The sequence below is a fragment of the Pectobacterium parvum genome, from assembly GCF_020971565.1.
Lineage (GTDB): Bacteria > Pseudomonadota > Gammaproteobacteria > Enterobacterales > Enterobacteriaceae > Pectobacterium > Pectobacterium polare.
Genome location: NZ_CP087392.1, coordinates 3,341,555 through 3,363,486, shown reverse-complemented (window position 1 = coordinate 3,363,486; position 21,932 = coordinate 3,341,555). Strand labels below are relative to the sequence as shown.

General features: G+C 51.6%; 20 protein-coding genes. 16 read left to right on the top strand and 4 right to left on the bottom strand.

Annotated elements, in window-relative coordinates; all coding sequences use genetic code 11:
* Window positions 1-332 precede the first annotated feature (332 nt).
* The 12 genes from ndk to LOZ86_RS15050 all read left to right on the top strand — a co-directional run bounded on the left by ndk (window position 333) and on the right by LOZ86_RS15050 (window position 12,109).
* Window positions 333-761: a nucleoside-diphosphate kinase gene (gene ndk / locus LOZ86_RS15105; protein WP_039486102.1), complete on the top strand. Its 429-nt coding sequence runs from the start codon at window positions 333-335 to the stop codon at window positions 759-761.
* A gap of 295 nt (window positions 762-1,056) precedes the next feature.
* Window positions 1,057-2,283 (top strand): dual-specificity RNA methyltransferase RlmN, encoded by a 1,227-nt coding sequence (gene rlmN / locus LOZ86_RS15100; protein ID WP_230243166.1) that lies wholly within the window; start codon window positions 1,057-1,059, stop codon window positions 2,281-2,283.
* Window positions 2,284-2,472: 189 nt separating this feature from the next.
* Window positions 2,473-3,270 (top strand): type IV pilus biogenesis/stability protein PilW, encoded by a 798-nt coding sequence (gene pilW / locus LOZ86_RS15095; RefSeq protein WP_181892632.1) that lies wholly within the window; start codon window positions 2,473-2,475, stop codon window positions 3,268-3,270.
* Window positions 3,260-4,261, top strand: a complete 1,002-nt coding sequence (gene rodZ, locus LOZ86_RS15090) for a cytoskeleton protein RodZ (RefSeq protein WP_039486106.1) — start codon at window positions 3,260-3,262, stop codon at window positions 4,259-4,261. Before pilW ends, rodZ begins: the two co-directional genes overlap by 11 nt.
* Window positions 4,262-4,301: 40 nt before the next feature.
* Window positions 4,302-5,423, top strand: coding sequence for a flavodoxin-dependent (E)-4-hydroxy-3-methylbut-2-enyl-diphosphate synthase (ispG, locus tag LOZ86_RS15085; RefSeq protein WP_039486108.1), 1,122 nt, complete (start codon window positions 4,302-4,304; stop codon window positions 5,421-5,423).
* 137 nt (window positions 5,424-5,560) lie between these two features.
* Window positions 5,561-6,835, top strand: coding sequence for a histidine--tRNA ligase (gene hisS / locus LOZ86_RS15080; protein WP_039512938.1), 1,275 nt, complete (start codon window positions 5,561-5,563; stop codon window positions 6,833-6,835).
* 13 nt (window positions 6,836-6,848) lie between these two features.
* On the top strand, window positions 6,849-7,469 hold the full coding sequence (locus LOZ86_RS15075; RefSeq protein WP_039486112.1) for a YfgM family protein: 621 nt from the start codon (window positions 6,849-6,851) through the stop codon (window positions 7,467-7,469).
* 10 nt (window positions 7,470-7,479) lie between these two features.
* Window positions 7,480-8,661, top strand: coding sequence for an outer membrane protein assembly factor BamB (gene bamB, locus LOZ86_RS15070; protein WP_039486113.1), 1,182 nt, complete (start codon window positions 7,480-7,482; stop codon window positions 8,659-8,661).
* Window positions 8,662-8,804: 143 nt separating this feature from the next.
* Entirely contained in the window at window positions 8,805-10,292 is a 1,488-nt protein-coding gene (gene der / locus LOZ86_RS15065) for a ribosome biogenesis GTPase Der (protein ID WP_039486115.1), read from the top strand.
* A 74-nt stretch (window positions 10,293-10,366) separates the two neighbouring features.
* Window positions 10,367-11,326 carry an AEC family transporter gene (locus LOZ86_RS15060; protein ID WP_039512935.1) on the top strand — a complete coding sequence of 320 codons (960 nt, stop codon included), beginning with the start codon at window positions 10,367-10,369 and terminating at the stop codon, window positions 11,324-11,326.
* Window positions 11,327-11,438: 112 nt separating this feature from the next.
* Window positions 11,439-11,882, top strand: a complete 444-nt coding sequence (locus LOZ86_RS15055) for a cupin domain-containing protein (RefSeq protein ID WP_039486119.1) — start codon at window positions 11,439-11,441, stop codon at window positions 11,880-11,882.
* Between the two features lie 2 nt (window positions 11,883-11,884).
* Complete coding sequence (locus LOZ86_RS15050; RefSeq protein ID WP_039486120.1) at window positions 11,885-12,109, top strand: zinc ribbon domain-containing protein; 225 nt, start codon at window positions 11,885-11,887, stop codon at window positions 12,107-12,109.
* A gap of 23 nt (window positions 12,110-12,132) precedes the next feature.
* Here the strand turns inward: LOZ86_RS15050 and LOZ86_RS15045 are convergent, their stop codons facing one another.
* From LOZ86_RS15045 to xseA, 3 genes are all read right to left on the bottom strand, one after another.
* Window positions 12,133-12,477, bottom strand: coding sequence for a protealysin inhibitor emfourin (locus LOZ86_RS15045; RefSeq protein WP_039486123.1), 345 nt, complete (start codon window positions 12,475-12,477; stop codon window positions 12,133-12,135).
* Window positions 12,474-13,517, bottom strand: coding sequence for a M4 family metallopeptidase (locus tag LOZ86_RS15040; protein ID WP_039486125.1), 1,044 nt, complete (start codon window positions 13,515-13,517; stop codon window positions 12,474-12,476). The genes LOZ86_RS15045 and LOZ86_RS15040 overlap by 4 nt, the downstream gene beginning before the upstream one ends.
* A 230-nt stretch (window positions 13,518-13,747) precedes the next feature.
* Window positions 13,748-15,142 carry an exodeoxyribonuclease VII large subunit gene (gene xseA, locus LOZ86_RS15035; protein ID WP_039486127.1) on the bottom strand — a complete coding sequence of 465 codons (1,395 nt, stop codon included), beginning with the start codon at window positions 15,140-15,142 and terminating at the stop codon, window positions 13,748-13,750.
* A 171-nt stretch (window positions 15,143-15,313) separates the two neighbouring features.
* On the opposite strand from xseA, the gene guaB reads away from it, so the two are divergent.
* The 4 genes from guaB (at window position 15,314) to LOZ86_RS15015 (ending at window position 20,184) form a co-directional block, all read left to right on the top strand.
* On the top strand, window positions 15,314-16,780 hold the full coding sequence (gene guaB / locus LOZ86_RS15030; protein WP_005970134.1) for an IMP dehydrogenase: 1,467 nt from the start codon (window positions 15,314-15,316) through the stop codon (window positions 16,778-16,780).
* 118 nt (window positions 16,781-16,898) lie between these two features.
* Window positions 16,899-18,476 carry a glutamine-hydrolyzing GMP synthase gene (gene guaA / locus LOZ86_RS15025; RefSeq protein ID WP_039486129.1) on the top strand — a complete coding sequence of 526 codons (1,578 nt, stop codon included), beginning with the start codon at window positions 16,899-16,901 and terminating at the stop codon, window positions 18,474-18,476.
* A 154-nt stretch (window positions 18,477-18,630) separates the two neighbouring features.
* Window positions 18,631-19,566 (top strand): 5'-nucleotidase, encoded by a 936-nt coding sequence (locus tag LOZ86_RS15020; protein WP_165708395.1) that lies wholly within the window; start codon window positions 18,631-18,633, stop codon window positions 19,564-19,566.
* A 402-nt stretch (window positions 19,567-19,968) separates the two neighbouring features.
* Window positions 19,969-20,184, top strand: coding sequence for a helix-turn-helix domain-containing protein (locus LOZ86_RS15015; RefSeq protein ID WP_165708397.1), 216 nt, complete (start codon window positions 19,969-19,971; stop codon window positions 20,182-20,184).
* A 198-nt stretch (window positions 20,185-20,382) separates the two neighbouring features.
* Here LOZ86_RS15015 and LOZ86_RS15010 read toward each other — a convergent pair whose 3' ends face one another.
* The gene (locus tag LOZ86_RS15010; RefSeq protein ID WP_230242220.1) at window positions 20,383-21,852 is read right to left on the bottom strand and encodes an SEL1-like repeat protein; all 1,470 of its coding nucleotides are present in this window, start codon (window positions 21,850-21,852) and stop codon (window positions 20,383-20,385) included.
* Between the last annotated feature and the right edge of the window lie 80 nt (window positions 21,853-21,932).

Here is a 21,932-nt window from a genome sequence, read left to right as displayed (position 1 = left end):
TTCAGCATTGGGGCGGTGAGAAACAAAAAAGCGTGATACGCAATCGTTAATGAAGAGAAAATGAGAGGTAATATTTTTTTAATAAAATGTTATCTACTTGGTAGGCAACACAGGCCGCTACCCTTATAATCTGCGCCACTTTCACTGGCTGGGTATACCCGTCATACTTCAAGCTGCATGTGCGTTGGCTTCCCTTACTCACCCCAGTCACTTACTGGTGTAAGCTCCCGGGGATTCGTGCGGTTGCCGCCTGCCTGCAACTCGAATTATTTAGGGTTGATACAATTCTTATAATCCGGCTGTAATCTGACAGTTTAGTTAATGAGGTCAATATGACGATAGAACGTACCTTCTCCATCGTAAAACCTAACGCGGTTGCTAAAAATGCCATCGGTGCGATTTACGCACGCTTTGAAAGCGCAGGTTTTACCATTGTTGCGGCTAAAATGCTGCGTCTGAGCCGTGAGCAAGCGGAAGGTTTTTACGCTGAGCATAAAGGCAAGCCGTTCTTTGATGGCCTGGTTGAATTCATGATGTCTGGCCCGATCATGGTGCAAGTGCTGGAAAGTGAAAACGCCGTTCAACGTAACCGTGACATCATGGGTGCCACCAACCCAGCAAACGCACTGGCGGGAACGCTGCGTGCTGATTACGCGGACAGCTTCACGGCGAACGCGGTGCACGGCTCTGATTCTATCGAATCCGCTCAGCGTGAAATTGCTTATTTCTTCAGCGATGACGAAATCTGCGCGCACGCGTAAATGGAACAACGGTTACGCACGATGAATTGTTGTGCGTGATAACAGGTCAGCCTGTGATGTTGCTTCTTTTTTGTTGCGCTAGTGCGCGACAGCGAAGTAATGACACAGAAAAAAAGCGGTGATGGTAGCTTACCTGTTTTAAAATTTGTACAATGCTGCGCCCCGGATGAGCCTGCACTTATTCGGGGCGTTTCTTTGGTCATAACCATCGAATTCAACCTTCTTTTTAGCGCCATAACGTGTAATAACGAGGCCAGGATTGACAATGTCTAAGCAAATCGCGTCTGAAACCGTCATGTCTGAAACGACGGCATCTCACACTACCGCATCTACAACTACCGTATCCGAGCAAACCGTGTCCGAATTCACTCCGGCGTCCGCTGATGCCTCTCAATCCGTCAAAGCCAGTGCGGAAAAAATCAACCTGTTGGATCTTAACCGCCAGCAAATGCGTGACCTCTTCATGTCGATGGGAGAGAAACCGTTCCGTGCCGATCAGGTCATGAAGTGGATGTATCACTACTGCTGTGATGACTTCAACCAGATGACGGATATAAACAAAGTCTTCCGCACCAAATTGCAGGAGATCGCTGAAATTCGCGCCCCTGAAGTGGTGGACGAACAGCGTTCTTCCGACGGCACCATCAAGTGGGCGATTCTGGTGGGCGGTCAACGGGTTGAAACGGTTTATATTCCAGAAGAAGATCGCGCCACGCTGTGTGTGTCGTCTCAGGTAGGCTGTGCGCTGGAGTGCAAATTCTGTTCAACGGCGCAGCAGGGCTTTAACCGTAACCTGCGCGTATCGGAAATCATCGGACAGGTGTGGCGTGCGGCGAAGATTATCGGTGCGTTTAAAGTCACCGGCCAACGTCCAATCACCAACGTTGTGATGATGGGTCTGGGCGAACCGTTGCTGAACCTGACTAACGTGGTGCCGGCGATGGAAATCATGCTGGATGACTTCGGCTTTGGTTTGTCCAAGCGTCGTGTGACGCTGTCTACGTCAGGCGTAGTGCCTGCGTTGGATAAACTGGGCGATATGATCGATGTTGCGCTGGCGATTTCTCTACATGCGCCGACCGACGACATCCGCAACGAAATCATGCCGATCAACAAAAAGTACAATATTGAGATGTTCCTGAGCGCGGTACGTCGCTATCTGGAAAAATCCAATGCGAATCAGGGACGTGTTACGGTTGAGTATGTAATGTTGGATCATATCAATGACGGCACCGAGCACGCGCATCAACTGGCGAAATGCCTGAAAGATACGCCGTGCAAGATCAACCTGATTCCGTGGAACCCGTTCCCAGGCGCGCCGTATGGCCGCAGCTCAAATAGCCGCGTTGACCGTTTCTCCAAGGTACTGATGGAATATGGCTTCACGACGATCGTACGTAAGACCCGTGGGGATGACATTGATGCTGCCTGCGGTCAGCTGGCGGGTGAAGTCGTAGACAGAACCAAACGTACGTTGAAGAAGAAAATGGCCGGTGAACCTATCGCGGTGAAAGCGGTCTGATGTCAAATGGGCGCGGGTTAATGCGGAAGCATCAACCCGATGTCGTCCGCTGAGGTAATTTGCAGGGTAAAAGTGAGCAAATTGCGAGGCACGCCGCGTTGTTGTTAGGTCTGACTGTCACCCTGTTCATATTCAGGTAACCTCGCAGGTCAGGATGTCTGACAAAGACGACAAGGCGGGGGAATAGGGATGGCAAAGCCACTATCACAGAGACTTTCTTTATTACAAGGAATGTCTTTATCACAGGGAATGTATTGGCTGAGTGGCCTGGTCGCGGTGCTGTTGCTAGTGGGGTGTGTGAAATCGCCTCAGGAGACGACAAATCCCGCGGTCGCCCAAACGCGCTTGCAGCTGGGGTTGACCTATCTGGCGCACAATAATCTGGATTCGGCACGGCAGAATCTTGAGAAGGCGGTAGCGATTGCTCCGCGGGATTATCGAACACAATTGGGGATGGCGCTTTACGAGCAGCGGATAGGTGAAAATCGTCTGGCTGAACAGCGTTATCAGCATGTGTTGGACATGGCGCCGGAAAATGGCAGCGTCATGAATAATTACGGTGCGTTTCTGTGTAGTTTAGGGCAGTATGTAGCGGCTCAGCGACAGTTTAGTGCGGCTGCACAACTTCCTGATTACAGTCAGGTTGCTGATGCGTTGGAAAATGCGGGATACTGCTTTTTCAATGCCGGACAGACTGAAGACGCGCGCAATTTATTGAGTCGGGCGCTGAAGTATGACCCGACGAAAGGCAGTGCTTTGCTGATGGAAGCAAACCAACAGTTTGCTGCTGGGAAAAATGAGCAAACGCAGCTGCTGCTTGATATTTACCAGCATATTCTTCCGGCCAGCGCCGAAAGCTTATGGTTACAGATTCGTTTCGCCGCGTTAGCGGGCCATGATGGCGATAAAGAACGTTATGGCAACGTGCTGGCGCGAAGTTTTCCACAATCTAAACAGTACCAGCATTTCTTAGCTAATGAATACTGAAGCCACCCAAGATAAAACAGAAGCAAAACTACCCGGCGAACGTCTGCGTGAGGCGCGTGAACGCCTTGGGCTGACTCAGCAAACTATTGCTGAGCGTTTGTGCCTTAAAATCACCACCGTTCGCGATATTGAAGACGGTACGACGCCTGCCGATTTAGCGCCGACCTTTCTGCGCGGCTATATCCGTTCTTATGCCAAGCTGGTTCATTTACCCGAAGATGAACTGCTTCCCATCGTGGATAAGCAGGCCATACCTAAAACGATCTCAGTCTCGCCGATGCAGAGTTTTTCGCTGAAAAAAAGCCGCAAAAAGCGTGATGGCTGGTTGATGACCATCACCTGGATGGTCGTGCTGGTTGTTCTGGGGCTAACGGGCGCATGGTGGTGGCAAAACCATCAGGCTCAGCAGGCGGAAATCAACAGCATGGTCGATCATACCAGTTCGATGCAGGCACAGACGGAAGGGCAGTCCGTTCCACTGATGGACAACAGCGCAGCGCAGGAAACGGCGACGCCGGATTCTGCTACGGCACCGGCTTCTACGCCAGTTGATCTTTCTGCTACTGTCGCGGCGACACCTTCAACGCCTGCTTCTTCTACAACCGCACCATCTGCTGCACCATCCAGCCAATCACCTTCACACGCGAACGCCGCACAGCCACAGGCTGCGGGCAATGTTCTGTTGGGTGCTGGAGCAGTGGCTCCCGCTGCGGGTACGGTAGCGGAGAGCAATCCGGTCTCTGCGGCTCATGCCTTGGTGATGACTTTCACGGCCGATTGCTGGCTGGAAGTGACGGATGCCAGCGGTAAGAAACTGTTCAGCGGTATGCAGCGTAATGGCGGCACACTGAATCTGGATGGTCAGTCACCCTATAAACTTAAAATTGGTGCGCCTGCTGCGGTACAGATTCAATTTCAAGGTAAGCCGGTCGATTTAAGCCAATTTGTGCGTAGCAGTCAGGTTGCACGTCTGACGCTGACCGCAGAATAACGTGTTGTTCAGGTAAGACTGCAATGTTGGAGATGAAGTAATGCATAACGCTGCACCCATAACCCGTCGAAAATCAACACGGATTTACGTCGGCAAGGTGCCTGTTGGTGATGGTGCGCCGATTGCGGTGCAATCCATGACCAACACGCGAACCACCGACGTTGAAGCTACCGTTAACCAAATCAGAGCGTTGGAACGTGTTGGCGTCGATATCGTCCGCGTCTCCGTGCCAACTATGGACGCGGCGGAAGCCTTTAAGCTTATCAAACAGCAGGTGAATGTTCCGCTTGTTGCTGACATCCATTTTGACTACCGCATCGCGCTGAAAGTTGCGGAATACGGTGTCGACTGTCTGCGTATCAACCCCGGTAATATCGGTAATGAAGAGCGTATTCGCTCGGTTGTCGATTGCGCGCGTTACAACAATATCCCGATCCGCATTGGTGTTAACGGCGGTTCGCTGGAAAAAGATTTGCAGGAAAAATACGGTGAGCCAACGCCGGAAGCGCTGCTGGAATCGGCGATGCGCCATGTCGATATTCTCGACCGTCTGAACTTCGATCAGTTTAAAGTTAGCGTCAAAGCTTCGGACGTATTCCTTGCCGTGCAATCCTATCGTTTGCTGGCTTCACGTATCGATCAGCCACTGCACCTCGGTATTACCGAAGCGGGTGGCGCACGTAGCGGTGCGGTGAAATCAGCTATCGGCCTCGGTCTGCTGCTGTCTGAAGGCATTGGTGACACGCTGCGTATCTCGCTGGCGGCCGATCCGGTTGAAGAAGTGAAAGTCGGCTTTGATATCCTGAAATCGCTGCGCATTCGTGCTCGAGGGATCAACTTCATTGCTTGCCCAACCTGTTCTCGTCAGGAATTTGACGTGATCGGTACGGTGAATGCGTTGGAACAACGGCTGGAAGATCTCATCACGCCGATGGATGTGTCGATTATCGGCTGCGTGGTGAATGGTCCCGGTGAAGCGCTGGTGTCGACAATTGGTGTCACCGGTGGACACAACAAGAGCGGCTTCTATGAAGACGGCGTGCGGCAGAGAGAGCGCTTCGATAACGAACAGATGATCGATCAGTTAGAAGCCAAGATCCGCGCGAAAGCCTCCATGATGGACGAAAATCAGCGTATTACCGTCAATCTGGTGGATAAGTAACTCTGACAGCGTGACGGTATGCCGTCACCTGCATAATTAACGATTCCTGAACCCGATGGGGATGCCCTGCATTGAAGATGCGACTGCAATCCCTCTATAATCGGGTTTATTTTTTGAAAAACGCATAGAGAACTGACGTGGCAAAAAATATTCAAGCCATCCGTGGCATGAACGATTACCTGCCAGCCGAAACGGCATTGTGGCAGCGTATTGAAAACAGCCTGAAACAGGTGCTCAGCGGCTACGGCTATAATGAAATTCGTTTGCCGATTGTCGAGCAAACGCCGCTGTTTAAGCGCGCTATCGGTGAAGTGACCGATGTCGTCGAAAAAGAGATGTATACCTTTGATGATCGCAATGGCGATAGCCTGACTCTGCGCCCGGAAGGGACGGCAGGCTGCGTCCGCGCCGGTATTGAGCACGGTATTCTCTATAATCAGGAACAGCGGCTGTGGTATGTCGGCCCGATGTTCCGCTACGAGCGTCCGCAGAAAGGGCGCTATCGCCAGTTCCATCAGTTGGGCTGTGAAGTGTTTGGTCTGCAAGGGCCGGACATTGATGCCGAACTGATCCTGATGACGGCTCGCTGGTGGCGTGTGCTGGGCATCGCCGACCACGTGAAGCTGGAACTGAACTCGATTGGTTCGTTAGATGCACGCTCGCGCTATCGCGAAGCGCTGGTGGCGTTCCTCGAACAGCATAAAGATCAGCTGGATGAAGACTGCTTGCGCCGGATGTACACCAACCCGCTGCGCGTTCTGGATACGAAAAATCCGCAGATTCAGGTGTTGCTGAATGACGCGCCAGTGCTGACGGACTATCTGGATGATGAATCACGTGCACACTTTGAAGCGCTGGGTGAACTTTTAACGCAGTCCGGCATCCCATATACCGTTAATCCGCGCCTGGTTCGTGGTTTGGATTACTATAACCGCACCGTATTTGAGTGGGTGACGACCAGTCTGGGCGCGCAGGGCACGGTCTGTGCCGGTGGGCGTTATGATGGTATGGTGGAACAGCTGGGCGGGCACGCGACGCCAGCGGTCGGTTTTGCGATGGGTCTGGAGCGTCTGGTTCTGCTGGTGCAGTCTGTCAATCCAGATTTCAAAGCACAGTCAGGCGTAGATGCTTATCTGATTTCTTCTGGTGCGGGAACGCAGGTTGCGGCAATGCAACTGGCGGAGAAATTACGTGACGCGCTGCCGCAGTTGAAACTGATGACCAACTACGGTGGTGGCAACTTTAAGAAGCAATTTGCTCGTGCTGATAAATGGGGCGCACGCGTCGCATTGGTATTAGGCGAAAATGAAGTGGCGGCCGGTCAGGTTGTGGTTAAAAACCTGAGCAATGGCGAGCAGGATACATTGGCACAGGCCGACGTCGCATCGCGGCTGGCAACGTTACTGGATTGAGGAGAGAGACACCGTGGAAGTCTATACCACAGAGAATGAACAGGTTGATGCACTACGTCGTTTCCTCGCGGAGAACGGAAAGGCGTTAGTTGTCGGTGTTGTGCTGGGTGTTGGCGCACTGGTTGGCTGGCGTTTCTGGCAAAGCCATCAAAATGACAGCGTGCAGGCGGCATCGGCATCTTATCAGCAGGTGACGGAGCAATTGGCCGAAGGCAAAGCTGAAGCGATTGCTTCAACTGAGAAATTTACGGCTGAGAATAAGAATACCTATGGTGCGCTGGCTTCTCTGGAACTGGCTCGTCATTACGTTGATCAGAAAGATTATGCTAAAGCCGCACAGCAGCTAGTACAGGCGCAGTCGCAGACTAAAGATGCCGACCTGCTGGCTGTGGTGAATCTGCGTCTGGCGCGGGTTCAGCTACAGGAAAACAAAGCGGATGACGCGCTGAAAACATTGGATGCCATCAAACTGGAAGGTTGGGCGTCACAGGCTGCGGAAGTGCGTGGTGATATCCTGGTGAGCAAAGGGGATAATCAGGCTGCGCGCGATGCCTACAACAAAGGGTTGTCTTCTAATCCATCGCAGGCACAGCAAGCGTTACTGCGTATGAAACTGAATAACCTGTCCAGCTAAGAGGAATTCCATGCAATTGCGTAAAACACTTTTGGTAGGACTGGTTTCTGTTGCCCTGCTGAGCGGATGTTCGCTGTTTAACAGCGAAGAAGATGTTGTCACTATGTCTCCACTGCCGCAGGTGGAAAATCAGTTCACGCCAACCAAGGTGTGGAACAGCTCGGTTGGGAGCGGGATTGGTGAGTTTTATTCCAATCTTCACCCCGCATGGCAGGATAATCGCGTTTTTGCTGCCGATCGTCGTGGCACCGTGAAAGCGATGGATCTGAGTGATGGCAAAGAGATTTGGCGCGCGGATCTGTCAGAGAAGACCAATTTCTTCTCCCGCAATAATCCAGCGCTGCTGTCCGGCGGCGTAACGGTTGCTGGTAACCATGTCTATGTCGGCAGCGAAAGAGCGCAGGTTTATGCGCTGAACGCGGAAGATGGTACGCCAGTATGGCAGACCAAAGTGGCTGGTGAAGCGCTGTCTCGCCCTGTCGTCAGCGACGGTGTCGTGCTGATTCACACCAGCAACGGCATGTTGCAGGCATTGAATGAAGCCGATGGCGCAATCAAGTGGAGCGTCAATTTAGATATGCCGACGCTGTCTCTGCGCGGCGAATCTGCCCCGACAACCGCATTTGGTGCGGCGATTGTGGGTGGTGATAACGGTCGTGTGAACGCCGTGATGATCAATCAGGGCCAGCTCATTTGGCAACAGCGTATTTCACAGCCGAGTGGCGCAACCGAAATCGATCGTCTGAATGATGTCGACACCACGCCAGTGGTCGCGGGCGAAGTGGTTTATGCGTTGGGTTATAATGGCAACATGACCGCGCTGGATCTGCGTTCTGGTCAGGTTCTGTGGAAGCGTGAACTGGGGTCAGTGCATGATTTCATCATTGATGGTGACCGCATCTATCTGGTCGATCAGGACGATCGTGTCGTGGCGTTGAACACCAACGGCGGCGTGAGCCTGTGGCGTCAAAGCGATCTGCTGCACCGTAACTTAACGGCTCCGGCGCTGTATAATGGTTATCTGGTTGTCGGCGATACCGAAGGGTATCTGCACTGGCTGAATACGGCGGATGGTCGCTTCGTAGCGCAGCAAAAAGTGGATAGCTCTGGCTTCCTGAGCAAGCCTGTGGTTGCCAGCGATAAGCTGCTGATTCAGGCGAAAAACGGTGATGTCTACGCGTTCACTCGCTAAGTAACCCGTATTGATTTGGAGCACAGCGTTTTTGGGTGTGCTCGTATAACGGCTCCTGACATTATCAGGGGCCGTTTCGTCTTTTTATCGTCAGCGAGTATTTCGCTGTAACGTATTGAAATATAAGTAATGAGGTTGTAACAATGATACCTGTCGTCGCGCTGGTCGGGCGCCCGAATGTGGGGAAATCCACGCTATTTAACCGCTTAACGCGCACTCGTGATGCATTAGTGGCGGATTTTCCTGGGCTGACTCGTGACCGCAAGTATGGTCGTGCAGAAGTGGAAGGGCATGAATTTATTATCGTCGATACCGGTGGCATCGACGGCACAGAAGACGGTGTAGAAACGCGCATGGCGGGCCAATCGCTGGTCGCGATTGAAGAGGCGGATATCGTGCTGTTCATGGTGGATGCTCGCGCGGGGCTGATGCCTGCGGATGAAGGCATTGCCAAACATTTGCGCAGCCGTAAAAAAACCACGGTGCTGGTCGCCAATAAGACCGATGGCCTCGACCCAGATACGGTCACGGCGGATTTCTACTCGCTCGGTATGGGCGAAGTGTACGCGATCGCAGCGTCTCATGGCCGTGGCGTGACGTCACTGCTGGAAACGGTTTTGCTGCCGTTCGTGCAGGATGAAATAGAAGAGCCGGTCGAGTTAACCGAAGAAGAAGAGAACGCGGCTTACTGGGCTGCGTTAGAAGCGGAAGATAAGGCCAGCGAAGAAGAAGCAGAAGACGATTTCAACCCTGAAGATTTGCCGATCAAACTGGCGATTGTCGGGCGTCCGAACGTGGGTAAATCCACGCTGACTAACCGTATTCTGGGTGAAGAGCGCGTGGTGGTGTACGACATGCCGGGCACGACGCGTGACAGTATCTACATCCCTATGGTGCGTGACGAACGTGAATACGTTCTGATTGATACCGCAGGGGTACGTAAGCGCGGCAAAGTGACGGAGACGGTAGAGAAATTCTCCGTGATCAAGACGTTGCAGGCGATTGAAGATGCCAACGTAGTTCTGCTGGTTATCGATGCGCGTGAAGGTATTTCCGATCAGGATCTCTCGCTGTTGGGCTTTATCCTCAATAGTGGGCGCTCACTGGTGATCGTAGTGAACAAGTGGGATGGCCTGTCACAGGAAGTGCGCGATCAGGTGAAAGATATGCTCGATTTGCGCCTCGGCTTTATCGATTTTGCCCGCATTCACTTCATTTCTGCGCTACACGGCAGCGGTGTGGGTAATCTGTTTGAGTCGGTAACCGAAGCCTATTCTTGCGCGACTCGTCGCGTCAGTACGGCCATGTTAACCCGCGTTATGCAAATGGCGGCAGACGATCATCAGCCGCCGCTAGTGCGCGGTCGTCGCGTGAAGCTGAAATATGCGCACGCCGGCGGTTATAACCCGCCGATTGTGGTGATCCACGGTAACCAGGTGAAAGACCTGCCGGATTCCTACAAGCGCTACCTGATGAACTACTATCGTCGTTCGCTGGAAGTGATGGGCACGCCGATTCGTATTCAGTTTAAAGAAGGGGAAAACCCCTTTGCAGACAAGCGCAATACACTGACGCCAAACCAGCTCCGCAAGCGTAAGCGGTTGATGTCGCATCTTAAAAAAAGTAAGTGATTTATTTACGGGGCGAATAGCGATATTCGCCCCGTTTTGTTAGAGACGAAACCAATAATAATCAAAGGAAAGCCATGTCCTGGGAAACCTGGAGTTTTGCGTTCAACGTCACGATGCCCAATTTGTTGATGTTGTTTATGGGCGTTGCGTTGCGCAAAATCGGCCTGCTAAATGACGCCTTTTGCGATGCAGCGATGCGTCTGGTGTTCAATCTTTCTTTGCCTTGCCTGCTGTTTTTCAGCGTGGCAAGCAATCATCAATCGTTTTCGGAACAGTGGCCGCTGGTGCTGTATGGCACGTTAGGCACGCTGGCGACATTCCTGCTGCTGGAAATTGCTGCCGTCCGCCTCATTAAAGAACCCACCGAACGTGGCATCTTCGTACAAGGCGGTTTTCGTTCCAATACGGGCATTATGGGGCTTGCATTTGCCGTGAGCGCCTATGGTGAAGAGGGCGTGGCGGTGGGGTCGCTGTATTTAGTTGTCACGGTGATCATGTTCAACGCGCTGTCGGTGATTACCCTCACGCGCAGTTTGCAGCGTAAGTCACCCGATCAACGCATCAGCGTTCTCATGTTATTGCGAGGAATCGCCACCAACCCGCTGATTATCGGTTTACTCTGTGGTGCCGCGTATGCGCAGAGCCAACTGCCGATGCCTGCGGTGATAAAGCAAACGGGCGGTTTTATCTCATCAATGGCGTTGCCGCTGGCGTTACTCTGTGCTGGAGCTAGTCTGGAGTGGCGCAGCATGTTTCGTTCATCTAACGTCGCCATGCTTGCTTCTGTGGCGAAACTATTTGTCGTTCCAGGGGGGTTGACGTTCGGGGGATGGCTGGTGGGGTTCCGGGGCGTTGAACTCGGTATTATCTTCCTGTTTTCCTCAACGCCGACGGCATCAGGCAGCTACGTGATGACACGTGCGATGGGCGGAAATGCTACGCTGGCGGCCAATATCATCGGGTTGACGACGGCGGGAGCCTTCTTTGTGATTGCGTTCGGGCTCTACTTTTTACGTTCACTGGGCGTGATTTAGCGCTGTTGGCTTCTGTTGCAGTAAGTGACAGAGTCTTACGTCTTGCCTTTTGGCTGACAGAACAGGAATTTGATAGCGTACTCTTGGACAGTCTTCTTCCAGAGGCGCAGTGATGAAAAAAAATCATTCTGAGCGGGGCGTATATTGTCAGCGGATTGCCCCGCAGACCCAGTATCAGGGCAAGCAAGGCTTGGTTTACTCGGTTGGAATTTCACGCGAGACGGTGGGTGCCCAACATCTTCATATGCAGTTGGCGTGGATTCCGCCGCGTTCGCAAGGCAAGGCGCATAAGCACGAACATCATGAAACGGCGATTTACGCGCTGAGCGGTATTTCCTGTGTGTATTACGGGGAACAGCTTGAAAACATGATTGAATTACCCGAAGGCAATTTCCTCTATATCCCTGAGAACGTCCCGCATTTGCCCTATAATCCCAGTGACGACGTCGCCGTGCTGGTCATTTCCCGCACTGACGCCAACGAGCAGGAAAGTGTGGTTATGCTGCCGGAATTGGACAGAAATGTGCTGCCTGAACGTGGTGAAACGAGAGGATAAATATGGAAGCAAATTGCCCGAGCTGTGGTCATCCTCTAGCTTGGAAAAGTGGTGCGCGGTTTCAGTGTACGGCCTGCCAGCAGGATTATCTGCGTGAGGCTGCGTGCCCTGAATGTAAGCACTCGCTTCAGGAACTGAAAGCCTGTGGTGCGGTGGATTATTTTTGTCAGCAGCACGGGATGATTTCCAAACGGCGAGTCGCATTCAGCTACGCGCCTGCCGATTAAATTCATTATTACTTAATCAATGGTTACTCCTGTACGCCGTTGCGCCACAGCTCGGTCAGCTCCGGTGGCGCGCGGTCTTCGGGGATCAGCAGAATGATATCGGTATATTGATTCTGCTGCGGTTGGCAGTAGCTGATGTGGATGCGGTAATAGAACTGGTCGCCACGTCCTGGGCCATCAGGTTCACCGGGTTCGCGAGCCTGAGGCGCGGCATTACGGATCGCGTTACAAATCCGCTCCCGTTCGGATGGCGGTACGCTGGCGAGCGCGAAACGTCGTGGCCCCGCCAGCTTGGGGATAAAGGCGAATCCCCCTTCACGCGCTAGCTCAATGATGGCATCGTCGTTGAGCTCCGGCAGCGTTTTCATAAGAACTCCTGCCGTACCTCCACCCCGACTGTTTCCCACGACTGCATGACGATATCGGCAACGGTGTGGTTAAAACGTTGAGTGGCATGTTGAATGGTGTGGCGCGCGAAAATTTCGAAATCCGCATTTTGCGGCAGCGTTTTATCACACAGCGTGTCGTACCAGATGCGGCCGGCTTTTTCCCATGAATGGCCGCCCAGCGCGATGGCTGTAAGATAGAATGCCCGGTTGGGAATGCCTGAATTCAAGTGTACGCCGCCGTTGTCTTCACGCGTGTTCACATACTCGTTCATGTGAGAGGGCTGGGGGTCGATACCGAGCAGCTCATCATCATACGCCGTGCCCGGATGAGACATTGACCGCAGCCCCATGCCGTGAATACCCTCGGCCAGAAGCTTGTCACCGATAAGCCAATCGGCCTGCTCAGCGGTTTGCCCCAAATGATACTGCTTGACCATGGAGCCAAAGACATCGGACAGCGATTCATTGAGCGCACCGGACTGGCGGAAATAAATTAGCCCTGCTTCATTTTCGGTGATGCCGTGAGTGAGTTCATGTGCGACCACATCAAGCGCAATCGTGAAGCGATTAAAGATTTTGCCGTCGCCATCTCCGAACACCATCTGCTGCCCGTTCCAGAAGGCGTTCTGATAATCCTGACCGTAATGCACTGTGCCAGCCAGCGATAGCCCCTCGGCATCCAGCGAGTTACGTTGGAAAATCTTCCAGAAGAAATCATAGGTTACGCCCAGATAGTTGTAGGCCTCATCGACGGCAACATCACCGTTGCTGGGTTGGCCTTCAGCGCGAACCAGCTTGCCGGGCAACTGTTGTTGCTGTTCGGCATCGTGAATACTGCGATTTGCCTGCCCGGCGGGTAATTTCTCATGGGGTTCCGGGCGCGGATGGTGGCTAACCATCAATGACTGAACATGCATCAGCGTTTGTTGCGCACAGTGGCGCTGCTCGTCTGTGCCGTTTGCGATAATGCGATGCAAAATGTAAGGGGGGATCACGCTACAAATCGGTCTGGACTTCATACCTCATCTCCTTGAAAACGCTCATCAGGGGTAACACAGACGATTAACAAAGCTCACTGTCTTTTTATCCTATCCGCGTCACCGCGCAGAGGCTGATAACCCGTGCGGTGAAAACGGTGAATATAAGTTAGTGAGCTGGGAATAAGTATAGTTCAGATGGCGGGGACAAGAATGGAGGATCGCCGTTGTTTTAGGACAAATCCCCATTCGCGCATTTTATGCCGTTCGCGTTATTTTGGCGTCGGAGATGAGGGTTTTCGCCGCTTTTTCGCGGAATTTGGATTCGGAGCCAGCGTCGTGACCTGGCTTTCTACCCAGCCGTCCTGCAAGCGGGTTTTCAGTGTTTCGCCGGGGGAAATTTGCGCGACGTTTTTCAGCACCTTACCGTCCGGGGCGGTGGTGACGTTATAGCCACGCGCCAGCGTCGCCAGCGGGCTAACGCCTTCCAATCGCGAACAGGCGATGCCTAGCTTTTGCTTGTTCTGATTCAACTGACGTTCTACTGCACTTTGCATCTGATAGCTAAGCTGCTGCAAACGCTGCTGCGCTCGATGAATACGAGTCTGCGGCTGCTGTTGCATCAGACGCTGTTGTAAGCGTTCACTCCGGCGCGAGGTCTGCCGGAGCTGCTGCTGCATGGCGTCATCCAACCGCTGACGCAGTTTAACCAGCTGTGCCTGCTGACGCGCCAGTCGCAGCTGCGGATGCTGCTGCTGTAATCGGTGGTGCAGGCGGGTAAATTCCCGATTGCGCTGGGCAAGGTAATAATCCATCGCCATTTCCAGGCGCTGGCGCTGGGACTGTATCTGACGCAATAGCTCAAGTTGGTTACGACTCACTAACTCGGCAGCGGCGGACGGCGTGGGTGCGCGCAGGTCACCGACGAAATCGGCGATGGTGACATCGGTTTCATGGCCGACGGCGCTGACGATAGGAATGCGGCTGGCGAAAATCGCGCGGGCGACCCGTTCGTCATTAAAGCTCCAGAGATCTTCCAGCGAACCGCCGCCGCGCCCGACGATTAACACATCACACTCATCCCGCTGGTTAGCCAGCTCAATAGCGCGAACGATCTGTAGCGGCGCTTCCGCACCTTGCACCGACGTGGGATACACAATCACTGGTAGTGACGGATCACGGCGCTGCAACACTTGCAAGATATCGTGCAGGGCGGCACCGCTGGCTGACGTAATCACGCCGACCTGTTTGGCGGGAGAGGGCAGAACCTGCTTAAACTGTTGGTCGAACAGCCCTTCGGCAGCGAGGCGGTGCTTGAGCTGTTCAAACTGCTGCTGTAGCAGGCCATCACCAGCGGGCTGCATGCTTTCCGCCAGTAGCTGATAGTCGCCACGGGGTTCATACAACGTAATGCTCGCCCGAATCAGCACTTGCTGACCGTTTTGCGGGCGGAACGTCACTTTGCGGTTGCTGGTACGGAACATCGCGCAGCGTACCTGTGCACGTTCGTCTTTTAGCGTGAAATACCAGTGGCCGGATGAGGGCTGAGAGAGGTTGGAGATTTCGCCGGAGAGCCAAATCTGGCCCATTTCCATTTCCAACAGTTGTCTGACCGTCTGATTCAGGCGGCTAACGGTAAAAATTGCAGAGGAGGGAAATTGAGACATTGTGAGCCAGATCAAATTTTAAAACAGTCACTTAATTGATCGATACTACCTACCTGAAAAAGGTAATCAAGCATTTTAGTAAAATAATGCTGGAGGCAACCGATTACGCCCTGTAGAATGCCACGGCAATATTTTATCTATTCTTACATCCACCTTGGTGAGATATTGCCCATGCTACGTATCGCTAAAGAAGCACTGACGTTTGACGACGTCCTCCTGGTTCCCGCTCATTCTACTGTTCTGCCTAATACTGCCGATCTGTCCACGCAGTTGACGAAAAACATTCGCCTGAATATCCCTATGCTGTCCGCAGCGATGGATACCGTTACCGAATCCGGCCTGGCCATTGCGCTGGCGCAGGAAGGCGGTCTGGGCTTTATTCACAAAAATATGTCCATTGAGCGTCAGGCTGAAGAAGTTAGCCGCGTGAAAAAACACGAAAGTGGCGTTGTGGTTGATCCACAAACGGTAACGCCAGAAACGACGCTGCGTGAAATGAAAGAGTTGACTGAGCGCAACGGCTTCGCTGGCTACCCAGTGGTGGCAAAAGACAACGAACTGGTCGGTATCATCACCGGTCGTGACGTGCGTTTTGTTACCGATTTGGAAAAACCGGTTAGCGCGTTCATGACGCCGAAAGAGCGTCTGGTCACGGTCAAAGAAGGCGAAGCGCGTGATGTCGTGCTGCAAAAAATGCACGAAAAACGCGTTGAAAAAGCGCTGGTGATTGACGACCAATTCCACCTGATCGGCATGATCACGGTAAAAGATTTCCAGAAAGCAGAACGTAAACCGAACGCGTGTAAAGACGAGCACGGTCGTCTGCGCGTAGGTGCAGCGGTTGGCGCAGGTGCGGGTAACGAAGAGCGTGTTGATGCGCTGGTTGCCGCAGGCGTTGACGTCCTGCTGATCGACTCCTCACACGGTCATTCCGAAGGCGTATTACAGCGTATTCGCGAAACACGTGCTAAATACCCGAACCTCGAAATCATCGGCGGCAACGTCGCGACGGGCTCAGGTGCGAAAGCGCTGGTTGAAGCAGGCGTTAGCGCCGTGAAAGTCGGTATCGGCCCTGGCTCTATCTGTACGACCCGTATCGTGACTGGCGTGGGCGTTCCGCAGATTACGGCTATCTCTGATGCGGTTGAAGCGCTGGAAGGCACAGGTATTCCAGTCATCGCCGATGGCGGTATCCGCTTCTCCGGCGACATCGCTAAAGCCATCGCAGCAGGCGCTGCGTGTGTCATGGTCGGCTCCATGCTGGCGGGTACGGAAGAATCCCCAGGTGAAATCGAACTGTATCAAGGCCGTTCATTCAAATCTTATCGCGGCATGGGTTCACTGGGCGCAATGTCCAAAGGCTCATCAGACCGTTACTTCCAGACCGATAACGCCGCCGACAAACTGGTGCCGGAAGGTATCGAAGGCCGCGTAGCCTATAAAGGCCGCCTGAAAGAGATCGTTCACCAGCAGATGGGCGGCTTGCGCTCCTGCATGGGCCTGACCGGTTGCGCCACTATCGACGCACTGCGCACGCAGGCTGAGTTTGTACGCATCAGCGGCGCGGGCATTCAGGAAAGCCACGTTCACGACGTTACCATTACTAAAGAGTCACCGAACTACCGTATGGGTTCATAAGGTGATTTAACGCAATAAACCCTGTACTATTTTGCGCCGCTCCGCCTTTGCATAAGGCAGAGCGGTTAGCTGGGTTTACTTTTCGCTTTTGTCTTTTGCTTTTTGGAACATGCTCCTCATGACTCAAAACATTCATCAACACCGCATTCTTATTCTGGATTTCGGCTCGCAGTACACGCAGCTGGTTGCACGTCGCGTGCGTGAACTGGGCGTTTACTGTGAACTGTGGGCATGGGATGTCACGGAAGCACAGATTCGTGGGTTTAATCCGAACGGGATCATCCTGTCCGGCGGCCCGGAAAGTACCACTGAGTTTGGCAGCCCACGTGCGCCAGAATACGTTTTCAATGCTGGCGTACCGGTATTAGGCGTGTGCTATGGCATGCAGACGATGGCGATGCAGTTGGGTGGCCACGTTGAAGGTTCCAACGAGCGTGAGTTTGGTTATGCGCAGGTAGAAGTGAAAACGGATAGCGCGCTGGTGCGTGATATTCAGGATGCGTTGAGCGCCGATGGCGCACCGTTGCTGGATGTCTGGATGAGCCACGGCGACAAAGTGACGGCCATCCCTGAAGGGTTTGAGACCGTTGCCAGTACCGATACCTGTCCGTTTGCCATCATGGCTAACGAAGAGAAGCGTTTTTACGGCGTGCAGTTCCACCCGGAAGTGACGCACACCCGTCAGGGCCAGCGCATGCTGGAGTGTTTTGTTCTTGATATTTGCCAGTGTGAAGCGTTGTGGACGCCAGCCAAGATCATCGATGATGCGGTGAACCGTATTCGTGAGCAGGTAGGCAACGATCACGTGATTTTGGGTCTGTCAGGCGGCGTGGATTCTTCCGTTACTGCGATGCTGCTGCACCGTGCGATCGGCGAGCGTCTGACCTGTGTGTTTGTCGATAACGGCCTGCTGCGCCTGAACGAAGCCGATCAGGTTCTGGAAATGTTCGGCGATCATTTCGGTCTGAACATTGTTCACGTGGCGGCGGAAGATCGCTTCCTGAGCGAGCTGGCGGGTGAAGATGAGCCGGAAGCCAAGCGTAAAATCATTGGTCGCGTGTTTGTTGAAGTGTTCGATGAAGAAGCCAGCAAGCAAGAAGAAGTGAAATGGCTGGCGCAAGGCACCATCTACCCAGATGTGATCGAATCTGCGGCTTCTGCGACGGGCAAAGCGCACGTGATCAAGTCACACCACAACGTGGGTGGCCTGCCGAAAGAGATGAAGCTGGGTCTGGTTGAGCCGCTGAAAGAGCTGTTCAAAGACGAAGTGCGCAAGATTGGTCTGGAACTGGGTCTGCCGTACAACATGCTGTACCGCCATCCGTTCCCAGGCCCGGGTCTGGGCGTGCGCGTGCTGGGTGAAGTGAAGAAAGAATACTGTGACCTGCTGCGTCGTGCGGATGCGATCTTCATCGAAGAACTGCACAAAGCCGACCTGTACAACAAGGTTAGTCAGGCATTCACCGTCTTCCTGCCGGTTCGTTCCGTGGGCGTGATGGGCGATGGCCGTAAATACGATTGGGTTGTCGCGCTGCGCGCGGTAGAAACCATCGACTTTATGACCGCGCACTGGGCACACCTGCCATACGACTTCCTCGGCCGTGTATCCAACCGCATCATCAATGAAGTCGACGGCATCTCCCGCGTCGTTTATGACGTATCGGGCAAGCCACCTGCGACGATTGAGTGGGAGTAGGCGACAGCTGCATTGAACTATTGAGCGTTACTTAAAAAAACCAGCCTCTTGTGAGGCTGGTTTTTTTTATAAATAAAAAGGTTGTTAAGTGCGTTTAGTCAGGTTAATTTTTATAAAATCATTGTAAGTTTTACTGATCTTGCTAAGGGATTCTATGCCTTATAATCTTTCAGATAAGTTAGTTATTGGTTTAGCATCAAGCGCATTATTTGATTTGGAAGAATCAGATAATATATTTAGAGATAAGGGTGAAGAAGAGTACCGTAACTTCCAAAGAAGTAACCAAGATATACTTTTGGATAAAGGAGTTGCGTTTCCATTTATTAGGCGTTTATTGTCTTTAAATAAAATAAGCCCAAATAATCCTCCTGTAGAGGTTATTTTGTTATCGAGGAATGATCCTGATACTGGTTTAAGGGTAATGAATTCAATAGAAAATTATGGTTTAGGTATAACGCGGGCTGTTTTTCTGCAAGGTAGATCACCCCATAAATATATCCCTGCTTTAGATATCGAACTTTTTTTATCAGCAAATTCTCAGGATGTTAACCAAGCTGTTATTGCGGGGTATCCTGCTGGTTTAATATTGAAGGGGAATATTAAGGATGATGTACAAGACCATGAGTTGAGGATAGCTTTTGATTTTGATGGGGTAATTGCAGATGATGAAGCCGAAGCAATATACCAAAAAAATAATCAAATTTCTGATTTTCATTCTCATGAGGAAATGAATGTAAATATAGCTCATAATCCAGGTCCTCTTAAAAATTTTTTGCAGAAAGTATCGGATATCCAAAAGTTAGAGCAAGAAATTGAAAATAGTGATCCTTCGTACAAAAGAATTTTAAGAATATCAATAGTAACGGCGAGAAATGCTCCATCTCATAAAAGGGTAATTAATACTATGAGGGAATGGGATATTAATGTTAATGAGGCTTTTTTCATGGGGGGGGTGGAAAAAAGAAAAATTCTTGAAGTTATGAAACCACATATATTCTTTGATGACCAAAAGTTGCATTTAGAACCTTCATCATCGATTCTACCATCTGTTCATATCCCATTTGGTGTTACTAATAGGCCTAAAAATTAATTTTAATAAAAGAAAATTTATATTTCTAGTTAAAATTTATAGAGGTTTTTTTTATGCTAACTGTATCCCACGATACATAATTCTCCATATCGCTCTCAATCCTAAATAACTTCGCGCATTGATGCTTCACTTCTCATCTGACGAGGCCAGAGCTGGCGGTGTGCCTCCTTCAACAAGTGTAGCGATATTATGCAAAGCTATTTAGGATACACGGTCTACAGTGAGGAGAGGTATCCCTGCGGGAACCTCGCCCTAGGTTTCCCCTAACATGCAACAGAGATTTAGCTAGTCATAAGCTAACACGTTAAAGATGTGACTCATCGTCCGTGGTCTTACTCATCACAAAAGGCGATCCTACCTGCACGGAAATCAAAATGGTTTTTGATAGGTGGAGGGAATGGAATGAATCACACTGATTGGCACCCGGCGGATATCATCGCGGGATTACGGAAGAAAGGGACGACGCTGGCGGCGGTTTCCAGAGCGGCGGGGCTGGCGTCATCCACGCTGGCGAATACGCTCACCAGACATTGGCCGAAAGGCGAACGACTGATTGCCGAAGCTATGGGGAAAACGCCGGAAGAGATTTGGCCGTCGCGTTATTCAGGCGTGAAATGAGGGCAGGGAATAGGGGAGATAAACAAGAAAGCGCTGGCGCTTTGTTTATATGACTCTGCCAGATGACAGAGTCATGCAGAGAGCATCGTTATTGAGTATGAGAACTAACAGTAGCCACGTCGGAGAATGCGCTGAAAGGCTCAAATAGCCCGGCGCTCTGGGCTATCAGTATGAATAATCAAGCAGTCATCATGAGTGTTAACGCTTTTCCTGTTGCTTCAAAATCCCCGCCTTAAGCACATCCACTTCCGCGCCGCTAATCGTGGCGGTCGCGGAGATGACCTGAAATTTCAGATCGCTGAACTGGCAAAAACCGGATTGGTACATCGGTATGAGTGTAGATTTGCGGGACACGATGTATTGCTCTCCAATCGTTTCGGCATCAAGGCTATTTGCCCCAAACACAGGGAAAGCGAGCGTTTGTTCGGTAGATGCGCCCTCACTGTTTCTGAGTTGCAGCGTGGCGCGAAAGTTGGCGACTTCACCTAATTTATTCGTATTGATAGAGAAATTAAGCTCGCATTGATACGGGGTGTCCTTTCCGCCGAGGAAGATTGATTCATGCTTTAACGTTAAGATCGGTAATTCACTGCGCGTTGCCTTTCTCTCTTGTTTATCCTTCTCACACTGACGAAAATAATTATTGTCTGGTGTTCTGGCCGTTTCTTCGTAATATTTTTTGGCTTGATGGCAATCTGCTTCAACATACTGCCCGTTGTAATACATCTGGGATAAATAGCGGCTGGCACCAGTCAAGTCACGTTTATAGGCTTGTTCAAACAAGGTATAGGCCTTACTGTAATTGGCCTTGATAAGCACACCGTTATAATACATTTTCCCCAGATTCATTAATGCATCATCATCGCCTTGCTTTGCTGCACGCTCATACCATTTTTCAGCTTCTACCCCATCTGGGAAAACGCCCCAACGCCCTTTTTCGTAGACGAACCCAAGTATATTTTGTGCTTCTCGATGGCCACCTTCAGCGGCGACACGGAACCACTTCAACGCCTCAATGTTCTCATTTTTGATATCGGCATAGCCAAAATTATAAAAATGACCGACGTGGAAATTAATTTCTGGATCGCCATCCTTTGCCCAGAATGTCGCGAGTCGCAGAATATCCTGTTTGCTAAAACCAATATGGGTGAAGAAGCGTTGAGTATCGGCATCGCCGCTCGTCAAATATCGTCTTACTGCTCGAATTAGTTTAGGTCGATAGGATATATCACTATCGGCAGCGGCTTTCGCGGAATAAATGTAATCGACAACCTTATCCATCACATCAACGGGTATTTTTATGTCGGCTCGGTTCATTTTTTCTGAGAACTGTTTGGCGCGAGCTTTATCCTGCGCCACACCTTTGCCGTATTGATAAAAATACCAGACGTTGTAGCAGCCAAAATTGCCGTCTATTTCACAGGCCTGCTGATAATACTGGAGTGCTTGCGTCGTATTTTGCGGGACGGTGATGCCGTATTCATAGATAAACCCCAGCGTGCTCAATGCCTGCGGGTCGTTGTCTTTCGCTAATGTCGTCAATGCGGTTAATGCAGTAGCATCCTGCTGCGTGAGGCGTTCGTAGAGCGTATCTACCTTGCCATTTGCCTGACTGATGGATGCCGCCGACAGGCCGATCAGCGTGGCAATAACGGTTTTCCTTATCATCACTTTTATGTCCTTATGCATTCCCTGAGTGAATAGCAATGTGTAGCAAAGGTGTCGATCAAGGCGGGGGTTTAGCGTAA

Excerpts from the sequence above, each read along its gene's own strand:
- ndk (WP_039486102.1), top strand. The coding sequence starts at position 333 with ATGACGATAGAACGTACCTTCTCCATCGTAAAACCTAACGCGGTTGCT.
- rlmN (WP_230243166.1), top strand. The coding sequence starts at position 1,057 with ATGTCTGAAACGACGGCATCTCACACTACCGCATCTACAACTACCGTA.
- pilW (WP_181892632.1), top strand. The coding sequence starts at position 2,473 with ATGGCAAAGCCACTATCACAGAGACTTTCTTTATTACAAGGAATGTCT.
- rodZ (WP_039486106.1), top strand. The coding sequence starts at position 3,260 with ATGAATACTGAAGCCACCCAAGATAAAACAGAAGCAAAACTACCCGGC.
- ispG (WP_039486108.1), top strand. The coding sequence starts at position 4,302 with ATGCATAACGCTGCACCCATAACCCGTCGAAAATCAACACGGATTTAC.
- bamB (WP_039486113.1), top strand. The coding sequence starts at position 7,480 with ATGCAATTGCGTAAAACACTTTTGGTAGGACTGGTTTCTGTTGCCCTG.
- der (WP_039486115.1), top strand. The coding sequence starts at position 8,805 with ATGATACCTGTCGTCGCGCTGGTCGGGCGCCCGAATGTGGGGAAATCC.
- LOZ86_RS15060 (WP_039512935.1), top strand. The coding sequence starts at position 10,367 with ATGTCCTGGGAAACCTGGAGTTTTGCGTTCAACGTCACGATGCCCAAT.
- LOZ86_RS15055 (WP_039486119.1), top strand. The coding sequence starts at position 11,439 with ATGAAAAAAAATCATTCTGAGCGGGGCGTATATTGTCAGCGGATTGCC.
- LOZ86_RS15050 (WP_039486120.1), top strand. The coding sequence starts at position 11,885 with ATGGAAGCAAATTGCCCGAGCTGTGGTCATCCTCTAGCTTGGAAAAGT.
- LOZ86_RS15045 (WP_039486123.1), bottom strand. The coding sequence starts at position 12,477 with ATGAAAACGCTGCCGGAGCTCAACGACGATGCCATCATTGAGCTAGCG.
- LOZ86_RS15040 (WP_039486125.1), bottom strand. The coding sequence starts at position 13,517 with ATGAAGTCCAGACCGATTTGTAGCGTGATCCCCCCTTACATTTTGCAT.
- xseA (WP_039486127.1), bottom strand. The coding sequence starts at position 15,142 with ATGTCTCAATTTCCCTCCTCTGCAATTTTTACCGTTAGCCGCCTGAAT.
- guaB (WP_005970134.1), top strand. The coding sequence starts at position 15,314 with ATGCTACGTATCGCTAAAGAAGCACTGACGTTTGACGACGTCCTCCTG.
- guaA (WP_039486129.1), top strand. The coding sequence starts at position 16,899 with ATGACTCAAAACATTCATCAACACCGCATTCTTATTCTGGATTTCGGC.
- LOZ86_RS15020 (WP_165708395.1), top strand. The coding sequence starts at position 18,631 with ATGCCTTATAATCTTTCAGATAAGTTAGTTATTGGTTTAGCATCAAGC.
- LOZ86_RS15015 (WP_165708397.1), top strand. The coding sequence starts at position 19,969 with ATGAATCACACTGATTGGCACCCGGCGGATATCATCGCGGGATTACGG.
- LOZ86_RS15010 (WP_230242220.1), bottom strand. The coding sequence starts at position 21,852 with ATGATAAGGAAAACCGTTATTGCCACGCTGATCGGCCTGTCGGCGGCA.